The sequence below is a fragment of the Moorena sp. SIO4E2 genome (genome assembly GCF_010671945.1).
Classification (GTDB): domain Bacteria; phylum Cyanobacteriota; class Cyanobacteriia; order Cyanobacteriales; family Coleofasciculaceae; genus Moorena; species Moorena producens.
On sequence record NZ_JAAHIE010000022.1, the window covers coordinates 1 to 17,687 of the forward strand.

Here is a 17,687-nt window from a genome sequence, read left to right on the forward strand (position 1 = left end):
TTTTTATGGCGCTCGCGGGATATTCCGTCAGAGAAGCGCGGAGATACCCCCTGGATGCTATTGCATCTGGCATTGGCGAGCCAGAATTTGCCTTTGGTAGGTTTTGGTAGCTAAAAAGTATCGGTTATTAACAGTGATTAATCCTTGGTGGGCAGTGCCTAGCAACCCGATGGTAAGCACATCAATCTCCTAGTCAAAGCCTAGGCAATTCCCGGTAACTCCTGGAAATCGCCAGCTAGGATGCAGACTTAGTTTTCTACGTTGGTTTGGTTATGACACCCAAGAGTGAACTCCAGCTCTTGGCTCTGTCGCTAATCATTAAGACAAAGGCAAAATGTGTGATTAGCCTAACAAGCCATTTCAACATTGTCGAGGAACACATTACCGAATTGAGTTGCACTAATCATGCAGAATTACGTATTCGTTATTGACACAAACAAGCAACCATTAAACCCTATTCCACCAAAGAAAGCTCGCCGGTTATTAAACAAAGGTAAGGCTGCCGTTTTTAGGATGTACCCGTTCACAATCATCTTAAAGACTGCGATTCGGCAAAGCCGACGCTGCGCGAACAATAATCCAACCATCTCACCAAGTCAAATAAAGATTGACCCTGGTAGTAAGGTAACTGGATTTGCCCTAGTCCAAAACAACCAAGTTATTTGGGGAATGGAATTAGAGCACAGAGGAGGATTAATTAAGAAAAAACTAGAGTCTAGAGGCGCTGTAAGGCGTGGGAGACGTAACCGCAACACCCGCTACAGGAAACCCATATTCCTTAACCGTAAGCGTCCAGAGGGATGGCTTCCACCTAGTCTAGAACACAGAATTTTGACTATTCAGACTTGGGTAAAACGATTGATTAAATTCTGCCCAGTCAATGAGATTTGGGTCGAAAGGGTTAAGTTTGACACCCAAAAAATGCAAAATCCTGAAATCAGTGGCATTCAGTACCAGCAAGGAGAGTTAGCCGGATATGAGGTTAGAGAGTACTTACTTGAAAAATGGGGAAGAGAATGCACTTACTGTGGTAAGCAATCCGTTCCATTGCAAATCGAACACATTCACCCAAGGTCACTTGGTGGAAGCGATTCGGCTTTGCCGACGCTACGCGAACGCGTAAGTAATCTTTGTTTGGCTTGTGAAAAGTGTAATCAACGCAAAGGTAACAAGCCTATAGAAGACTTCTTAAAAAAGAAGCCAAGTCTACTGCAAAAAATCAAATCTAAAGCTAAGCAGCCATTAAAAGATGCAACAGCAGTAAATGCAACTCGGAACAAGTTAGTTAAGGTACTTCAATTAATCAAGGTTGTGGTCACCGGAACGGGAGCGCAAACCAAATACAACCGGACTAGATTAGAACTACCTAAGCAGCACTGGATTGATGCCGCTTGTGTTGGGGATATTGAGACCTTAGTGTTGAGAACCTCTCAGCCGCTGTTAGTCACTTGCAAGGGACCCGGAGGGAGACAGAAAGCAGCACTTAACAAATACGGTTACCCCATCAGACACAATCCATTAAAACCAATCAAAGGCGCTTGTTACTGGGGACATAGCCAAGCATCAAAAACTAGGAATAGGTAAAGTCACCCCTAGAAGCAAAGGAAGCTTTGGATTTACCCCGTTAGGAACCAAGGGCTACAAAAGTTGCAAACCTCAAGATATATCGGCAATATACCGAAAAGATGGATACACTTATAGCTTTTGCTAGTATCTGCCGAGATTTACCAGGGAATAGTTGTCCTGGAAGTTCCTGTCTGATGCACTGCCCACCCTACATCTCTCCCCCGACTCCCGACTCCCGACTCCCGACTCCCGACTCCCGACTCCCGACTCCCGACTCCCGACTCCCGACTCCCTATTCCCTATTCCCTTAATAACCAATTCAAGTAATCACAATATCCAATTCCGAAACCCCATACTCCCGGGCTTTAGCACACCGTTCAATATAAAGTTCAACCACCCGGTCTTGGTGATTACTCTGTAAAAGTTCCTCAAAAATCTGTTGCGCCTGAGCAAAGTCTTCTTCTACATAATAGGAAACTGCTTCCTCAAACCGAGGAGTCGTGTCGGACTTGAAAGCAATCAAATCCTCAGGATTAGCATCATACACTTCAAAGATTTCCACTGGTTGACTTTTACCCTTCACATTGACTCGCCCTAGACGCCGATAATGATAACTGTCTCGATTATCCAGATCAGTCAAGGTGGGTTTACTAATCAAAATCTCTGCTCCATAAATCTTGGTTAAACTTTCCAAACGGGAGGCCAAATTTACAGTATCAGCAATCACGGTTGTATCCATCCGTTCAGATTCCCCCACTGTACCTAAAATTAAACTCCCCTTGTGCAAACCAATACCAATCGCAATCGGTTCATAACCACTATTGTTCCGATGGGAGTTATAACTATAAACTTGCTTTTGCATCTCAATGGCTGCCTTTAGGGCATGATCAGCCTTTTCGGGAAACAACGCCATCACCGCATCACCAATATATTTATCAATGAAGCCGTTATAATTACGAATCACTGGACTGACTCGACTTAAATAGTCATTGATAAAATTAAAATTGTCTTGCGGTGACATCCTCTCTGATAAACTAGTAAAGGAGCGAATATCCGAAAAAAGTACCGTCATCTCTTTTTGGACATAGTCCCCTAATTGGACATCAAGAATACTTTCCCTTTCTAAAAATTGCAGAAACTCCCGAGGCACAAAGCGTCCATAAGCTACATTAATTTTGGCTAACTGAAGATGGGTCTTAATTCTTGCTAGCAATTCATTCTTGGATATGGGCTTAGTTAAATAATCATTCGCTCCTGCTGCAAATCCTGCTACCAAATCTGAGATCTGATTTTTAGCAGTTAACAATACTACGGGTAGTTCATTCGGTAGAAATTTATCACGGATTTTTTTGCAGAACTCATAGCCGGTCATTTTCGGCATCATAATATCCAGTAAAATCAAGTCTGGTCTGCATCCTTGGCAAATTTTTGTGAATGCATCTAGGCCATTAACTGCTTGAATAATATTATAGTTGTGCAGAGAAAGATGGTTGACCAAAACCTGAAGATTTACTGGTTCATCATCTACAATCAAGATGTTAAATGCTTCGACGGTTGGTGATGATAGGTTCTGATCAGATATCAGGTGATCAGATATCAGGTGATCAGATATCAGGGGTTCAGAGTCATTTGCCATCGCCAAATAATTCTGAACCTGGGAAACTTCCTCTCGCTGTTTCCTCTCTACTTTACCTGTTGATATCGGTAGGGTGAAACTAAACTGTGAGCCAAGGTTTGGGGTAGACTCCACATCAATATCTCCGCCGTGGAGCTGCACCAGTTTTTTAGTAACCGCTAAACCTAACCCCACTCCTCCATATTTCCTATTAATGGAGCCATCCCCTTGTTCAAAAGCTTCAAAAATTCGGTCTAATTTATCAGGTGGTATACCAATACCTGTATCAGAAACGGTAATTTTTAGATAAGAATTTACCACCTCTGCTGACACTTTAATCGTACCACATTCAGTAAATTTAATGGCATTACCCACTAAATTATAGAGAATCTGTTGGAGTCTGTTTTCATCAGCATCGACTGGGGGAATCGATGAGGAAACTTGATTAATCAGTTGTAGGTTTTTATTAACCACAAGGGGACGGGATAGCAATAAAACAACTTCTGTTATTTCTCGCATCCCCACTGGCTTAATTCTCAGGTTGATTTGTTTATGCTTGAGGGCAGAAAAATCCAGTAAATCGTTAACAAGCTGAGTTAACCGTTTGCCACTAGAGACAATCAGAGAAAGATTAGATGCTGTTGACTGGGATAACTTACCTGTTGCTCCATCAATCAGGGATTCAGCAATGCCGATAATGCCATTCAGAGGTGTTTTAAGTTCATGGGATGTATTGGCTAAGAATTCATTTTTGAGCTGATCCATTTCCTGAAGAGCAGCATTCTTAGTTTCTAGCTTCTGGTTATACTCCTGTAGCAGTTGCCTGGTTTCAGCAAATCGTCGTTCTAAAATTAATGCTAAGGATAGGATAAACAGCAACATTCCCCAAGGATACAATCGTTGATACCAATTTTCCGGTTCAAAGCGATAAACTAAAATATCATGCATTCCTCCTATAGCCAGGATAGATAATCCGAAACTAAATAGTTTAGCATAATAGTTTTTCTGAGTGATAGCTATAGGAATCGCATGGAGCAATAAAATTATTGTACTACCCAGGAGCAAGTAGTGATCAATAGATATCTCATACAACCAGGAACTTTTGTAGATAACAATTAATCCTAAAGAAATGACCGAATAAATTAGGTGAATTTGCCATAACCGCTGGATGATGGAAAAGTAGCCTGAGCCAAATATTTCTTCAAAACCAATAAGAGTGAGAATAGGAAGAAAACAAAAAGCCGTATATCGAATATGCTCCCAATTCAGTGAATCCTTAAATAATAAGGGAATAATGGTTGATTGGCTAAGGTTGTAAATGCCTCCAGCTATAGCTAATAATGCAAAGGCTAGAATCAATCGTTTGTCTTGAGACCGGAATAAACAGGTTAAACTAAACCACAGCCCAATTAAAATAAAAATACATCCTAAAACGGTGCTGATTTCGTCTTTGAATAAACACCGAATTACGTTAAATTTAGAACCAATAACTATCCGGTCGAAAAATCCGATATAAATAGACTGCTCAGTCCCTACGTAAACATTAATGAACAATGATTTTCCATAAAAATTTGAATCAATAGGAACAATTGGCCATTGATACCCGTCACCATTAGCTGGAGGCAATGAGTTAGGGGATAATCGGGTATAAATCAGTTCCTGATCTAAATAAGCTTCTAGTATATTCGGAACTGCTCCGAGATAAAGAGTGGGAGATTGCCATTTACCGTCTGGTAACTTAACCTTTAACCAAACATTGTTTTGCTGTTGATCTGCCGGTGACTTCCATAATCTTTTTGGAAACGTAAATTCTTTCCAGCAAGGCTCGCCCTTGGCAATCTCGACCTTAGTACAAAGCTTGGCATGACGGAGGTTATTCATAGAAACATCACCCCAGAGATAGTGCCATCCTTGGGTAATCTTCAATGGTGGCAAGGTTTTAGATGCCTGAGATTGTGCTTGACTAGGTGCTATGGTTAATAGGCTAATCAGTACTGATATCAAAAAAGCACCCAAACACAAGGGGATTTGGGCACGTTTCCAACTAAACATACGTTTCACTGGTATCTCCTGGAGGGGCTATGGGTAACACCCCTCCTCTACTAGTTTAAGTTGGATTTTGGAGCTTGGAAACTGTTTGTTAAACTTTACTTACCAGTCTCTGATTCTTCAATGTTCAAATACATCTCGATAGTGCAACAAATCGAGAGATACCATAGTCGGTAACGCCTCAAAGCACTGTTGAGCTAATTCCCAACGGTCTTCCCGTTGCAGCATATTGATCAGTTTTTGCCGCACATTCAACAAGTAGCGTACATCATTAGCAGCGTATTCCAACTGCTCATCGGACAGGTTAGCGACATTACCCCAGTCAGAACTCTGAGCACTTTTATCCAAATCTATCCGTTCTAGCTCTTTGACCAATTCTTTGAGACCATGGCTACTAGTATAGGTGCGGGCTAACTTACTAGCAATCTTGGTGCAGAATACAGGATTGACTTCAATACCGAGATTTTGCCTGAGCATAGCGACATCAAACCGAGCAAAGTGAAATACTTTGAGCACATTAGTCGCTTCTAACAACTGTTTTAATCGGGGTGCTTCTGTTTGTCCTTTGTCAATGCGGACAAAGGTGACTCGTCCGAGTGGATCACACAGCTGTACAAGACATAAGCGATCGCGTTGGTAAATCAGTCCCATGGTTTCGGTATCCACGGCGAGGGAATCTGCCCTTAGATACTCTTGGCATATAGATTCGGGTAAATCGCGATCGCAAACTTGAAAATCCTTCAATTCTTCAATTACAGTTGTGTTGGTCATTGGTTCAAAGGTTATAGGTTGTAGGTTCTAGAAGTTTGTTGGATGGGATAGTGTTTGATGCGATAGTTTTGATGGGATAATATTCTTAGGGAGAACTCCCAGGATTTGGTTGATTCGATGCTCCTATGGGGTACCGTTTCTGTTCCCATGAGGAGAACGGAAAAGGCACAGTTATTCGTGAAGATGACAGTCACCACTGATACTAACCACTAGCGGTAGTGTTAGTTATCGCTTTAAAGCGATGTTATAGCACCATAACTAGCAACTAAATCACAGTGGTTACTAGAGTTAAGGACCCTTGATCAAAACTTGAGTTAATTCCACAGTAAAGATAAGCATTCCCAAACTAATCTTGAGCAATGCTTTTGGCATGAGCAGGCTGGCTAAACCCTGGGCTCTAATTTCTGGGAATTTCTAATTTCTGGGAATTACTGTATCGTAGTTTACAATTTACCCTTGACAGTCCACATGTCCTACTTATTTTTTATTTTTTTAATCTTTCGAGGTCTGAGCTGACATAAATTTAGCAACAGTTTGCACATCCTTATCACCCCGACCGGAACAGTTAATCACGATCTGGGGATTACCACTGAGTTGGGGACACAGAGTTTCGAGATATGCGATCGCATGAGATGTTTCCAGTGCCGGTATAATTCCCTCCAGCTCAGACAACCGTTGAAACGCAGCCACCGCTTCTTGGTCTGTAACACTATAATACTCTGCCCGACTACTATCTTTCAAATAGCTATGCTCTGGACCGACACCAGGATAGTCCAATCCAGCACTAATCGAGTGAGCTTCGAGCACCTGACCATCATGATCTTGGAGCAAATAACTCATTGCCCCGTGCAACACTCCTGGTCGTCCAAGAGTGAGGGTAGCCGCATGTTTAGCAGAATCCACACCAGCGCCTGCTGCTTCCACGCCAATCAACCGCACAGTGGGTTCATTAACAAACTCATGGAACAGGCCCATGGCATTGGAGCCACCTCCCACACAAGCTAACAATATATCCGGCAAACCGCCCCACTTTTCCAAACATTGAGCGCGAGTTTCCTGGCCAATCACAGCATGGAAATCCCGTACCATTTTTGGGTAAGGATGAGGACCTGCCACTGACCCAAGGATATAGTGAGTGGTTTCGACATTTGTCACCCAGTCTCGAATCGCTTCCGAGGTCGCATCCTTGAGAGTACCGGTTCCAGCCGATACCGGTTGCACCGTTGCTCCCAGTAGCCGCATCCGAAACACATTCAGGGATTGCCGTTCCATGTCCTGAACGCCCATATAAATGACGCATTCGAGACCAAATCGAGCACATACTGTTGCGGTAGCCACACCATGCTGACCCGCTCCCGTTTCAGCAATGATGCGCCCCTTACCCATGCGCTTGGCTAGCAATACTTGAGCCAGAGCATTATTAATTTTGTGAGCACCGGTGTGATTTAAATCTTCCCGTTTTAGATAAATTCGTGGTCCACTACCATCAGATTTGGTATAGTAGTTATTCAGACGTTCAGCAAAATACAGAGGACTAGGACGTCCCACATAGTCTCGCAGTAGTTGTTGTAGTTCCTGTTGGAAATCCGGGTCATTACGGTATTGCTCAAAAGACTGCTCTAGTTCACTCAGAGCAGGCATCAGGGTTTCTGGAACATATTTACCACCAAATTTCCCAAAACGTCCCAAAGCGTCCGGTTGTTGGGTGTGGTGATCCCTATGGTCACCGATACTAAGGGGTAGGGGGGTTTTAGTCACAGCGGTGTCAAGCAATTATAGAACGAACATCTCGACTATTTATTATAAAACCCAAAATCCCTTACCACCAGTCCCATAGGATTTTGTATCAACATTAACAATTATTTTTGAGCTACTGTAGAAAAGTAATGACCATAATTACCAAGCCGGTGCCTTAGCAGCTTACCATGAATGAACCAACTGATCAACAAATAAACAATCACTCCAATTCGGTAGAGACAGATGTTCAGCCAAAGGTCAGTGTCGAAGAATTCAGTATTAGTGGTAATGACCTGATTGACAAAGTTAAAGACCTAATTAATCAGGGGAATATTCGCCGAATTATGATCAAAAATGACCAGGATCGGATTTTGTTGGAGATTCCGCTAACTTTTGGCGTATTAGGAGGATTTACTGCTATTTTCTGGGCTCCTTGGTTACTCCCCCTGGGAGCGATCGGGGCATTGGCGGCTCGATTGAAAGTAGTGGTAGAACGAAAGGAATAGCGGTCGATATATCGTAGATATCTACCCTAACCCCTAAACAGGTATGGGACATCCTAGAGAAAGATTGCCTGCGATCGCTAAAGATGCTAAAAATATCTTAAGATATACTTAAGATATAATTTGAGCGGTCAACTTTGAGTTGTCAGCTTTGAGTTGTCAGCTTTGAGTTGTCAGCTTTGAGTTATCAGCTTTGAGTTATCAGCAGTCAGCCAAAAGCCTAGAAGTCACTCTGGACAACTAAACTAATTATGCCAGTGGGACTTAGATAATCATGGGTTTCTTGGTGTTTAGCTGGGGGGTTGCCAGTGCCACTGAGGTGCTTGGTGGCTTCAGCAAAGCAACCTGAGCAAAGCAACCTGAGCAAAATTGCCTAATCCTAGCTTCAAGCCGACTCTGAAAACTATCAGTAATTTCAATAATCTCCGGGACTGGATAAGTCAGTGGTATCACTGAGTTTGACCAGGGGCTGGTAAAGGACAGCAATTGACATCATTCAAGCAAACTTTGCCCCACTTTAAGGCCCAACGAACCAAACCCACCCGGTTATCAGTGGAAGTTTTGGTCAGAATGTTACTGATATGATTATCAACAGTGCGCTTACTGATTGCCAGCTCCTGGGCGATTTCGAGATTGGTTAAACCAGCCGCTACATGTTCGATGATTTGCAATTCGCGGTAAGACAGAGTTGCATGATTCTGGGATTTACCACTAGCCATAAGTAATTTTTCTCTAGTAGATATACCTATCTTATCTGATTTTACCGCCAATGGTGACCCGCTTCACTTAATTTGCCATGGGGAAATTAAGTGATTATCAATAAACAGGACAAGGAAGAGTATAGGAAGTGTGGCAGGAGTGTGGCAAGCATGGTAAGCGTGGTAAGTGTGGTAAGCGTGGGGAGTCAGATCAGCAACTGGCGTCGAAACGTAAGCTTATGCGCTACGCGCACGCTACACCGAACAGCTTTCAGCCATTCCCGTAGCGTGGCCAAGGCTGACGGCTGACGGCTGACGGCTGAATGCTTACGTCGAAACTTCTGAAATTCACATGAATGGAGAGCAACTAATGGAAGGTCTTAGTGATTTTATTAACCAGAGAATGGAAGAGTGGAAAGTCCCAGGGCTGGCAGTCGCTATTGTTCACGATAGCGAAATCATCTTTTGTGAAGGCTTTGGTTTTAGGGATGTAGAAAAAGGCTTAAAAGTAACCTCTAAAACCCTATTTGCGATTGGGTCTTGCACTAAAGCCTTTACCACAATGGCTATGGGCATCTTGGCTGAGCGACGAAAATTAGATTGGGATAAACCGGTTAGACATTATCTGCCCACGTTTAAACTATACGATGCCTATGCTAGTGAACACATGACTCTCCGTGACCTGGTCACTCATCGTTCTGGCTTACCCAGTCATGAGGTCATGTGGTATAACAGTCCTTTCACTCGTCAAGAAATAGTTGAGCGCTTACAGTATCTCGAACCTAATCATGAATTGCGAAGTGTCTATCAGTATCAAAATTTGATGTACATGACCGCTGGCTACTTAGTCGGTCAAATTGCCGAGAGCAGCTGGGAAGAATTTGTTCAGCAGGAAATTTTTAATCCTTTGTCGATGGCAGACAGCAATTTTTCCGTTGTCAAATCCCAGGAGACTGAGGATTTTTCCCTTCCTTATCGAGAGAAAGATGACGTAGTTAAAGCCATCCCATTTCGCAATATCGACACTATTGGTCCTGCTGGCTCTATTAATTCCAATGTTACTGATATGGCGAAGTGGCTTCTACTCCATCAAAACCAGGGAAACTATGAGGATAAGCAGATTATCAACCCTGGTATTCTGACTGAGATGTATACACCACAAATCGTGAAGCCGTCATCCCTTGAGTATCCGGAAATCTGGCATTACTCTTATGGATTAGGATGGTTTATCACTGCCTACCGAGGTCATAATCACGTCCAGCATGGGGGTGGTATTGACGGATTTTCTGCCCTGACAACGTTGATGCCTCAAGATAAAATTGGTGTGGTAGTTCTCACCAATCTCGAAGTAACCCCATTGCCAGATATTATAACTTATCACATTTGCGATCGCTTGCTTGGTCTCGACGAAGTTCCTTGGAATGAAAGGAAGAAGAGTAAGGTTGAGGAAGCTAAACAAGCGGCTGAACAAGGCAAACAGAACACCAAACCACAGCCTAAAACTGGCACTCAACCATCACATCCCCTAGAAGATTACACAGGAGATTTTGAGCATCCCGGATACGGAATAGTTTCCATTGCGCTCAAAGACCAGCAGTTAACGGCAACTTATAATTCCATCGTTTACGAACTAAAGCACTACCACTATGATAGTTTTGAATTACTATCAGAGGGTTCTGATAATTTTCAACTATTATCATTCTTTAATGACCCCAAAGGAATTATTCAGAGACTGTCCATACCTCTAGAACCGAAGGTGAAGGATATTGTATTTGAACGAATCCCTGACCAAAGCATTTTAACCACTAGTTTTATGGAAAAATTTGTGGGTGAATATGACATTTCTGGTCAATCTATTACTATCTTTATCAAAGATAATAAACTATTTGTGTCATTAGCTGGTCAGCCAGAGATAGAGTTAGTTCGTTACCAAGGAACCGAATTTAATTTTAAGGATTCCCCAGCAGGATATAGTATTAACTTCACTACCGATAATGGTGGGGTTGTGACTCAAGCAGTGATTACTCAACCCAATGGCGTATTCACGGCTAATAAAAAAGTGTCTACGTAAGCTATAGAAAAGGGAGTAGGGAGAATAAAATTGACGTAAGCTATCAGCTATCAGCTATCAGCTATCAGCTATCAGCTATCAGCTATCAGCTATCAGCTATCAGCTATCAGCTATCAGCTATCAGCCTATGCGCACGCTACTTGAGGTGCTAATGCGCTACGCGCACGCTACGCGAACAGCTTTTGAATAAGCGATGCAGCGCCGACCTGCGGGGGTTTCCCCCACTCGCGCTTTGCATCAAGACAACAGGTCAGCATTCGAATAATGCTGAGTTACCTCCCAGCGTCGTTCGCACAGCGTGGCCATTCGCGTAGCGTGGCCGTTCGCGTAGCGTGGCCAAAAGGCCAAAAGGCCAAGGCCAAAGCCTGTGCCACAAAGCTGACTGCTGACTGCTGACTGCTGACTGCTGACTGCTGACTGCTGACTGCTGACTGCTGACTGCTGACTGCTTACCTTCTGCAAGAAGTCTCATGACTAATTTCTTGAATTCAAACCTTTCATCTACTCAACCCCTACCCAAGGTAATTGCTAATCACATTGCTACAGCACCTAACCAGCGAATTACCTTTGCCCAGTACATGGACTTAGCACTATACCATCCACAGCTAGGTTACTACGCTTCTGGTGCAGTTAACATTGGTTCATCAGGAGACTTTTTCACCTCACCCCACCTAGGAAAAGACTTTGGGGAGTTACTTGCTGAACAGTTTGCCCAAATGTGGGATATCCTCGGACAACCTAATCCCTTTACCCTGATGGAAGTGGGAGCGGGACAGGGCCTCCTAGCAGCAGATGTTCTAGTTTACTTGCACCAGCACTACCCAGATTGCTATGGTGCGGTAAATTACATCATTGTGGAAAAGGCAACAGCAATGATTGCTCAACAGAAGCAGCTGTTGTTGAAACTAAACCTACCCAGACTCGACAATCACCAGCCCTCGTTACCTGTACGGTGGTGTTCTTGGGAAGAAATACAAGACAATTCCCTGACTGGTTGCTGTTTCTCTAACGAATTGGTTGATGCATTACCGGTACATCAAGTTGTGCTGCAAGCAGGAGATCTCAAAGAAATTTATATCGCAACTGTTGATCAGGATGACGATGACATTAAGTTTGTAGAAGTTTTAGATACCCCTTCTACACCCCAACTGAGAGAGTATTTTGATTTGGTAGGTATTGATTTGTTCTCTGGTTCCTATCCAGAGGGCTATCGCTGTGAGGTGAATCTCGCTGCACTGGATTGGATTAAAACTGTTGCGAAACGGTTAAACCAGGGATTTGTCCTAACGATTGATTATGGCTATCCAGCCCAAAAGTATTATTTGCCAGCCCGTGATCAGGGAACATTACAGTGTTATTATCGCCACCGGCACCATAATAACCCCTATAGTTATATCGGGCAACAAGACATTACTGCTCATGTGGATTTTACTGCCCTAGAGCAACAAGGAGAGTTATGTGGTTTGGGTAAGGTAGGTTTGACCAAGCAAGGGTTGTTTCTAATGGCATTGGGATTAGGCGATCGCATAGCTGCCCTTTCTGATCCTAAAGAAGGGGGAAATGCGAACGCAACAGCACAGGATGTGATCAAGATTATGCAGCGTCGCCAACGGTTACACCAGTTGATCGATCCAACCGGATTGGGTGGCTTTGGGGTTTTAATTCAAAGTAAGGGATTAACGCCATCAGCAGAAGGGGTGGCCCTTAAGGGGTTGACGGTACCACCGATCAGCTAATAGCGCTGGGCGCGGGGAGATGGGGAGATTTTTATTAAGGGTAATTATCGGTTCTCATAGTAATAAAGTAAACAAGATTTTTTCCCGATTCCCAATTCCCGATTCCCGATTCCCAATTCCCGATTCCCTAAAATCCCAAATCCTACATATCACAAAAAATTCACACTTGTTTTAGATAGTGTATTTGTTGAATCTTGGCTAGAGGCGATTCATGCACCAATCGCCTCGTTACTTATATTTAGGCTAGTTTTCAGTCAACTAATCCCACCGAGGTAAGCATTCAGCCGTCAGCTGTCAGCCGTGAGCATAAAATAAACCTCTTTCGTGAGAATTTAATAGTTCGAGATTTTACAGAATTGAAAGTTTGGGGAAAAGCCCATTGCGCATTGCCCATAGGCCCACGCTACGCTAACAGCTTTCCGTACAGAGATTAAACGAAGCTTACCTATGCAAGCTGAAAGCTGATGGCTGATAGCTGAATGCTTACCCACCGAGTAATCAGATTAGAAAATTTTTTCTGGATGAATAAACTGGTAACCTGCATCAATTATCTTTTTATTTGACACTCGGGCATTGTAAGGTCGGGCTTTGGTAACGGATGAATCCCAGGATACGGGGGGTAAGTTGTGCTGTTTAAATACTTTTTCAAGCAAGTCTTGATAAGTCAGGATTTGGTCATCGACTAGATTATAAATCCCTTGCAGTTGGTGAGAACGGACAAATTCTATCCCACCCACTATGTCATCTAGATGAATCCAATTGGTGACTTCTTGACCCGAACCCTCACGAGTAGTACCTGCGAATCGACCAAATATTTTGACTAGTTCCCGCTTCGGACCATAAATTCCTCCCAGACGCAGGATACAAACCTTCAGATTAGGATTGGATGCTGATAGTAATACCTGCTCAGTTTCTGCCAGAATTTCATAATTTGGACTCGCGGGAGCAATCGGTGATGTTTCGTCTACCCAGCCTCCCTGTCGATCACCGTACACAGCATAGCTTCCCGTGTAAATTAGCTGTCGTACCGTAGGAGCGTTTTTGAGCACAGAAACTAAGGTTTGGGCTGTGTCTAAGTAGGCTTCTTGATAGACCTTGCCATTGGCAGCACCCACAGACAGAAGAATAATCTCCTGGTTTTTCACTACCGATTCGAGACCAATAGGGTCGTTTCCTTTAACCACAACCACTCGGTCAGCAATTGTTTCTAGTTCTCGGACCCGCTCAGGGGTAGTAGTGGTTACTGTAGTGGATAACCCTAACTCTTGATGCCAAAGGTGAGCAACAGCACTACCCACGTATCCACAACCAATGATTGCTACATTCATAGCTCGTATGTTTTAAAATTCGATTATTATAAAAAATCTTACCTTCGCGCAAGCTTTACCCGGGTGTATCTCAATGCATGAAATTAGGCAAAAATTCCCGCGCCCCCGCCCCACACTTCCCGCGCCCCCGCCCCACACTCCCCTCCTTTTTTACAAATATGAGATGCACCCGCTTTACCCCTTGGGTCTTTCCTTGAAAACCCCGTCTTTTTCAAGGGGGGATGAAACGTGAGCGTGTAGGGCGGTTTAATTATTTTAGGTCAAGTAGCTGAGACTATTGTTCGCGTAGCGTGGCCAAAGGCCAATAAAATTTACCATAAATTTGTCATTATTTGATCAATAAAACAACTAGTGGAGTAATGGCAGTATTAAATAATAAGATGAAATTGATTATTCGTCAAAGCTATGGGTTTAGAAATTTTTATAATCTGAGGGAAAAGCTGTTAGCTTGCTTGTTTATAGCAATTATCATAGCTATGAGGTACACAATTTCGGGATTTTAGGGAACAGCGGATCTGGGAACAGCGGATCTGAGAAGAGAGAAGAGGGAATAAGGAATAGCGATGCGCTACATCAAGACAGGGAATCAACGTCAAAGAATACTGTACCTCATAACTGCGATAAACGCTATAAATAAGCTTAGCTTATCACCACAGGGACCGAAGAGCCCAATTATTTAAAAATAAGTTAAAAAAACAATAAATTATTGCCCAAATCCTTCCTCCGTAGAGTAAAGTAAAAAGTATCGCCAGAGATAGGGTACTGCGTAATCCTTGCCTAACAATTTGGTCACCTAGGTCGGCTTAGAAGCAAACAACTAGTTAGCTATCAACAGCCGGAGAAACAAGTTACAGCAGGGAATGCGGAAAACTGGGTCAATAAGACCTAAAACCCTTCGGGAGATTTGCCCTAAGTGCTTGGTTGGTATAAACCTATCAGCTTATGGCGAGTCGATGAACCGAGAATCCCCCGTGCGAGCAATCCCTCGCACGGGGGAATGTCAAGATAGAAAAATTTAGCTATCAGCAAGCCCCAAGTCTATATGGCTCGCTACACTCGTTCCATTAAAATCACTATTTCCCTTGATCGTCTTCTACCGTTACTGATTGAGGTTCTAAAATCCTGCCATTTTGAGATTCTCTACGAGAGTGATGACTATATAATGGCAAGAGAGAGTCCGGATAATATATCCTTTACCAAGCTGGTTACAGTGGACGTATTGATTGACAAATCGAAAGCCACTGAGCAACAAGTGCCCATAAATTTTGTCGTCAAAAATGAAGAGTTACCTCTACAGGTTAATAACCATTGTCGGCAAATGTTTGAGCTACTTCAAGAGGCAGTTAATAACAATCCCGATTGGCAAATTGTGGAGGAGCTAGCTACTTAACAAGTAAGTAATCAGTAATCAGTAATCAGCAATCAGCAATCAGCAATCAGCTATTAGCAATCAGCTATCAGTTTTTGAATAGCTTTTGAATAAAAGAGGTTTATTTTAAGCAGCTCAAGTAGCTTGGCCATTCCCGTAGCGTGGCCAACGGCTGACCGCTGACGGCTGAGCGCTGACCGCTGAGCGCTGACCGCTGAATGCTTACGTTAACAACCTAGCTAGTTAACAATAGTTTTAAAAACATCTTCTCCATTGTAGCTCGCTACCAGCTGCATTTTTAAAGGACCAGCTGTGTAGGCAGTTTCTTGCGCAATAGCTTTGACATTAAGGGGTTGACTATACTGCTCCAGCTGCTCAATAAAGTTGGTTAGGGTGGTCAGCCGACCATCTCCGACTTGGATATCACCCAAAATCCCAGCGCGACGAGCACGGAACTCAGAGGCTGCCAACAACTGATCGAGCCGCTTCCGAATTTGCTCATTGGTCATAGTTGAGGGATTAGTTGAGATGGTAGCAAGGACATCACCCCCCTTAAAGACAACCTGATTGAGGGCTGCATCTGCAAATACTTGTATTGATTTTTCCCCCTCAACGTAGTTACCCGCTGAGAGAATTCGCACCACGTAGTCTCTACCATCTTTAATCTGCTGGATTAACTGATCTACTTGTGCTTGAGTAATTTGCACCAGTGGCTCTTGGAAATTACTGCTACTAGCACGGGTAATGTCTACAGCTGTCTTATTAGCTTGGCTCAACAGTTGATCAACAGCTTGATTTACGGCTGTTGGATCGACAATTCGTACTACTCCAGAGGTGAGTACCTGACCACGAAATAAAGCAACATTTCCCTGACGCAGTACTCGATAATTCTGATAGTACTGTTCTAGAATTGCGAGTTCCCGTTTTAAAAAAGCCAGTTGTTTTTCTTGTGATTCAAGTTGTTTATTACGTTTAGCAAGTTGACTCTCCTTTTGTTTAAGTTTTTGTTCAAGTTCTTTAAGTTCTTGTTCGAGTTCTTTTAGGAAAGTTTCACGCTGAGCAATGACTTGATCTCGTTCAGCAATTTTCTGGTCAAATTGTTTTATAGCTTGGTCTTTCTCAGCCAGCTCCTGATCCCGCTGTTGGATCGTTTGGTCTTGTTTGAGGATAGCTTGGTCTCGCTCTTGGATAGCTTGGTCTCGCTCTTGGATAGCTTGGTCTCGCTCCAGCATTTCCTGATCCCGTTTCTTCACCAATTCTTTTAATTGAGTGATTTGGCTCTGGAGTTGGGTAATTTGTTCATTGAGTTGATTCCGCTGTTGGATTAGCAGCTGACGTTCCCTGAGGAGTGACTTAATTTCAGTACGCAGCACCCCAACCTGAGCAGAGACGTCTTTCAGTTGATTTTGAGCCTGTTGGAAATTTCGATTAGTTTCATCCAGACGCTTCTGAACCTCTATTTGCTCTGCTTTGGCCTCGGCTAACTTCTGCTCTACTCGATCTTTCTCATCCTCTAATTGGCTGACCTCCCGGCGAGCACTTCTAAGTTTTTTGAGGATATTATCAAGCTCAAAAATCCCATCTCGTAGAGACTCACTGGTGGCAAACAAAATCCCCAAGGTCGAGGCAGAAATTAAGCCACCGGTGATAATTGTTACTACCGTGGCAGTAGTACGGGGACGTAGATTAAATAAACTCAGCCGTGCTTTTCCTACTCGTGTACCCATGCGATCGCCTAAGGTAGCGAGTAACCCCCCCAACACCAAAATTGAGGCAATCAGGATATAAGCGCTGGTCATCTAAAGCCTCACGGGAGAGTGGAAACTACTATTATTTATGTGGTCATTTATGTGGTGGAGGAAACGCGAGGAGGCGATTTTAACTGCTGTCAAAGTACTACAATAATAGTTATACAAAAAAAACTTTAAGGTTGGCTGGGACTCCCAGTGGTGGGAAATTCCACTGAAAAGACAATCAATCGAAATGATTGATTGGCTACAGCCACGTAGTCTAGTTTTAGCCCCTGCAAGCAAAGGCTTTAAGGCTAGTGAATCAAACCACATACTTACAAACCACATACTTACAAACCACATACTTAAAGGTAACCTCAACCCCCACCACCGTGAGAGAGTAGCGGTAATTGGCACTGCCTGATGGACTGCAAGCCTATTGGTTTTACGGAAGGTGAGGTTGATGTGGTTGTTTCGAGCAATGGCTAACATTTGTTAGTTAACTCCTCCGAAG

General features: G+C 43.3%; 14 protein-coding genes and 2 pseudogenes. 9 read left to right on the plus strand and 7 right to left on the minus strand.

Translation table 11 applies throughout. From position 1 onward, the window contains the following. The first annotated feature begins 405 nt into the window (after positions 1–405). Positions 406–1,711: pseudogene (iscB, locus tag F6K37_RS04705) on the plus strand (RNA-guided endonuclease IscB). After that, entirely contained in the window at positions 1,686–1,877 is a 192-nt protein-coding gene (locus F6K37_RS04710; protein WP_287248508.1) for a hypothetical protein, read from the plus strand. The pseudogene iscB and the gene F6K37_RS04710 overlap by 26 nt, the downstream one beginning before the upstream one ends. Positions 1,878–1,885: 8 nt before the next feature. Here F6K37_RS04710 and F6K37_RS04715 read toward each other — a convergent pair whose 3' ends face one another. The 3 genes from F6K37_RS04715 to trpB all read right to left on the minus strand — a co-directional run bounded on the left by F6K37_RS04715 (position 1,886) and on the right by trpB (position 7,759). Beyond that, complete coding sequence (locus F6K37_RS04715; RefSeq protein ID WP_287248589.1) at positions 1,886–5,233, minus strand: ATP-binding protein; 3,348 nt, start codon at positions 5,231–5,233, stop codon at positions 1,886–1,888. A gap of 117 nt (positions 5,234–5,350) precedes the next feature. Then, positions 5,351–6,001, minus strand: a complete 651-nt coding sequence (locus F6K37_RS04720) for a ribonuclease H-like domain-containing protein (protein ID WP_287248510.1) — start codon at positions 5,999–6,001, stop codon at positions 5,351–5,353. Between the two features lie 492 nt (positions 6,002–6,493). After that, positions 6,494–7,759, minus strand: a complete 1,266-nt coding sequence (gene trpB / locus F6K37_RS04725) for a tryptophan synthase subunit beta (protein ID WP_287248512.1) — start codon at positions 7,757–7,759, stop codon at positions 6,494–6,496. 167 nt (positions 7,760–7,926) lie between these two features. On the opposite strand from trpB, the gene F6K37_RS04730 reads away from it, so the two are divergent. Then, a complete protein-coding gene (locus F6K37_RS04730; RefSeq protein WP_071104800.1) occupies positions 7,927–8,244 on the plus strand; it encodes a DUF4342 domain-containing protein in 318 nt (105 codons plus the stop codon). Between the two features lie 446 nt (positions 8,245–8,690). Here the strand turns inward: F6K37_RS04730 and pedR are convergent, their stop codons facing one another. After that, positions 8,691–8,960 carry a photosynthetic electron transport-dependent transcriptional regulator PedR gene (gene pedR / locus F6K37_RS04735; protein WP_008187694.1) on the minus strand — a complete coding sequence of 90 codons (270 nt, stop codon included), beginning with the start codon at positions 8,958–8,960 and terminating at the stop codon, positions 8,691–8,693. Positions 8,961–9,050: 90 nt separating this feature from the next. On the opposite strand from pedR, the gene F6K37_RS04740 reads away from it, so the two are divergent. Then, on the plus strand, positions 9,051–9,248 hold the full coding sequence (locus F6K37_RS04740) for a hypothetical protein (protein WP_137985533.1): 198 nt from the start codon (positions 9,051–9,053) through the stop codon (positions 9,246–9,248). A gap of 61 nt (positions 9,249–9,309) precedes the next feature. Then, the gene (locus F6K37_RS04745) at positions 9,310–11,010 is read left to right on the plus strand and encodes a serine hydrolase (RefSeq protein WP_287248547.1); all 1,701 of its coding nucleotides are present in this window, start codon (positions 9,310–9,312) and stop codon (positions 11,008–11,010) included. A 250-nt stretch (positions 11,011–11,260) separates the two neighbouring features. Here F6K37_RS04745 and F6K37_RS04750 read toward each other — a convergent pair whose 3' ends face one another. Continuing rightward, a complete protein-coding gene (locus F6K37_RS04750) occupies positions 11,261–11,482 on the minus strand; it encodes a hypothetical protein (protein ID WP_287248549.1) in 222 nt (73 codons plus the stop codon). Between F6K37_RS04750 and F6K37_RS04755 the strand changes: the two genes are divergently transcribed. Together F6K37_RS04755 and F6K37_RS04760 are read left to right on the plus strand one after the other, a co-directional pair. After that, on the plus strand, positions 11,481–12,746 hold the full coding sequence (locus F6K37_RS04755) for a class I SAM-dependent methyltransferase (protein ID WP_287248550.1): 1,266 nt from the start codon (positions 11,481–11,483) through the stop codon (positions 12,744–12,746). The two genes, F6K37_RS04750 and F6K37_RS04755, sit on opposite strands and share 2 nt — an antisense overlap. Positions 12,747–12,765: 19 nt before the next feature. Continuing rightward, on the plus strand, positions 12,766–12,921 hold the full coding sequence (locus tag F6K37_RS04760) for a hypothetical protein (RefSeq protein ID WP_287248553.1): 156 nt from the start codon (positions 12,766–12,768) through the stop codon (positions 12,919–12,921). Between the two features lie 328 nt (positions 12,922–13,249). On the opposite strand, the gene F6K37_RS04765 is transcribed toward F6K37_RS04760, so the two are convergent. Beyond that, positions 13,250–14,074 (minus strand): NAD-dependent epimerase/dehydratase family protein, encoded by an 825-nt coding sequence (locus F6K37_RS04765; protein WP_287248556.1) that lies wholly within the window; start codon positions 14,072–14,074, stop codon positions 13,250–13,252. Positions 14,075–14,394: 320 nt separating this feature from the next. Here F6K37_RS04765 and F6K37_RS04770 point away from each other — a divergent pair. Both F6K37_RS04770 and F6K37_RS04775 read left to right on the plus strand, forming a co-directional pair. Further along, a pseudogene (locus tag F6K37_RS04770) lies at positions 14,395–14,577 on the plus strand (transposase); the annotation flags it as partial. 539 nt (positions 14,578–15,116) lie between these two features. Continuing rightward, positions 15,117–15,464, plus strand: coding sequence for a hypothetical protein (locus F6K37_RS04775; RefSeq protein ID WP_008187699.1), 348 nt, complete (start codon positions 15,117–15,119; stop codon positions 15,462–15,464). Positions 15,465–15,682: 218 nt separating this feature from the next. On the opposite strand, the gene F6K37_RS04780 is transcribed toward F6K37_RS04775, so the two are convergent. Beyond that, positions 15,683–17,242, minus strand: coding sequence for a DUF3084 family protein (locus F6K37_RS04780; protein ID WP_287248559.1), 1,560 nt, complete (start codon positions 17,240–17,242; stop codon positions 15,683–15,685). Positions 17,243–17,687 lie beyond the last annotated feature (445 nt).

Coding starts and splice junctions, on each gene's coding strand:
- F6K37_RS04780 (WP_287248559.1), bottom strand. CDS start 17,242: ATGACCAGCGCTTATATCCTGATTGCCTCAATTTTGGTGTTGGGGGGG.
- F6K37_RS04750 (WP_287248549.1), bottom strand. CDS start 11,482: ATGAGACTTCTTGCAGAAGGTAAGCAGTCAGCAGTCAGCAGTCAGCAG.
- F6K37_RS04755 (WP_287248550.1), top strand. CDS start 11,481: ATGACTAATTTCTTGAATTCAAACCTTTCATCTACTCAACCCCTACCC.
- F6K37_RS04775 (WP_008187699.1), top strand. CDS start 15,117: ATGGCTCGCTACACTCGTTCCATTAAAATCACTATTTCCCTTGATCGT.
- F6K37_RS04745 (WP_287248547.1), top strand. CDS start 9,310: ATGGAAGGTCTTAGTGATTTTATTAACCAGAGAATGGAAGAGTGGAAA.
- pedR (WP_008187694.1), bottom strand. CDS start 8,960: ATGGCTAGTGGTAAATCCCAGAATCATGCAACTCTGTCTTACCGCGAA.
- F6K37_RS04710 (WP_287248508.1), top strand. CDS start 1,686: ATGGATACACTTATAGCTTTTGCTAGTATCTGCCGAGATTTACCAGGG.
- F6K37_RS04720 (WP_287248510.1), bottom strand. CDS start 6,001: ATGACCAACACAACTGTAATTGAAGAATTGAAGGATTTTCAAGTTTGC.
- F6K37_RS04765 (WP_287248556.1), bottom strand. CDS start 14,074: ATGAATGTAGCAATCATTGGTTGTGGATACGTGGGTAGTGCTGTTGCT.
- F6K37_RS04730 (WP_071104800.1), top strand. CDS start 7,927: ATGAATGAACCAACTGATCAACAAATAAACAATCACTCCAATTCGGTA.
- F6K37_RS04760 (WP_287248553.1), top strand. CDS start 12,766: ATGGGGAGATTTTTATTAAGGGTAATTATCGGTTCTCATAGTAATAAA.
- F6K37_RS04715 (WP_287248589.1), bottom strand. CDS start 5,233: ATGTTTAGTTGGAAACGTGCCCAAATCCCCTTGTGTTTGGGTGCTTTT.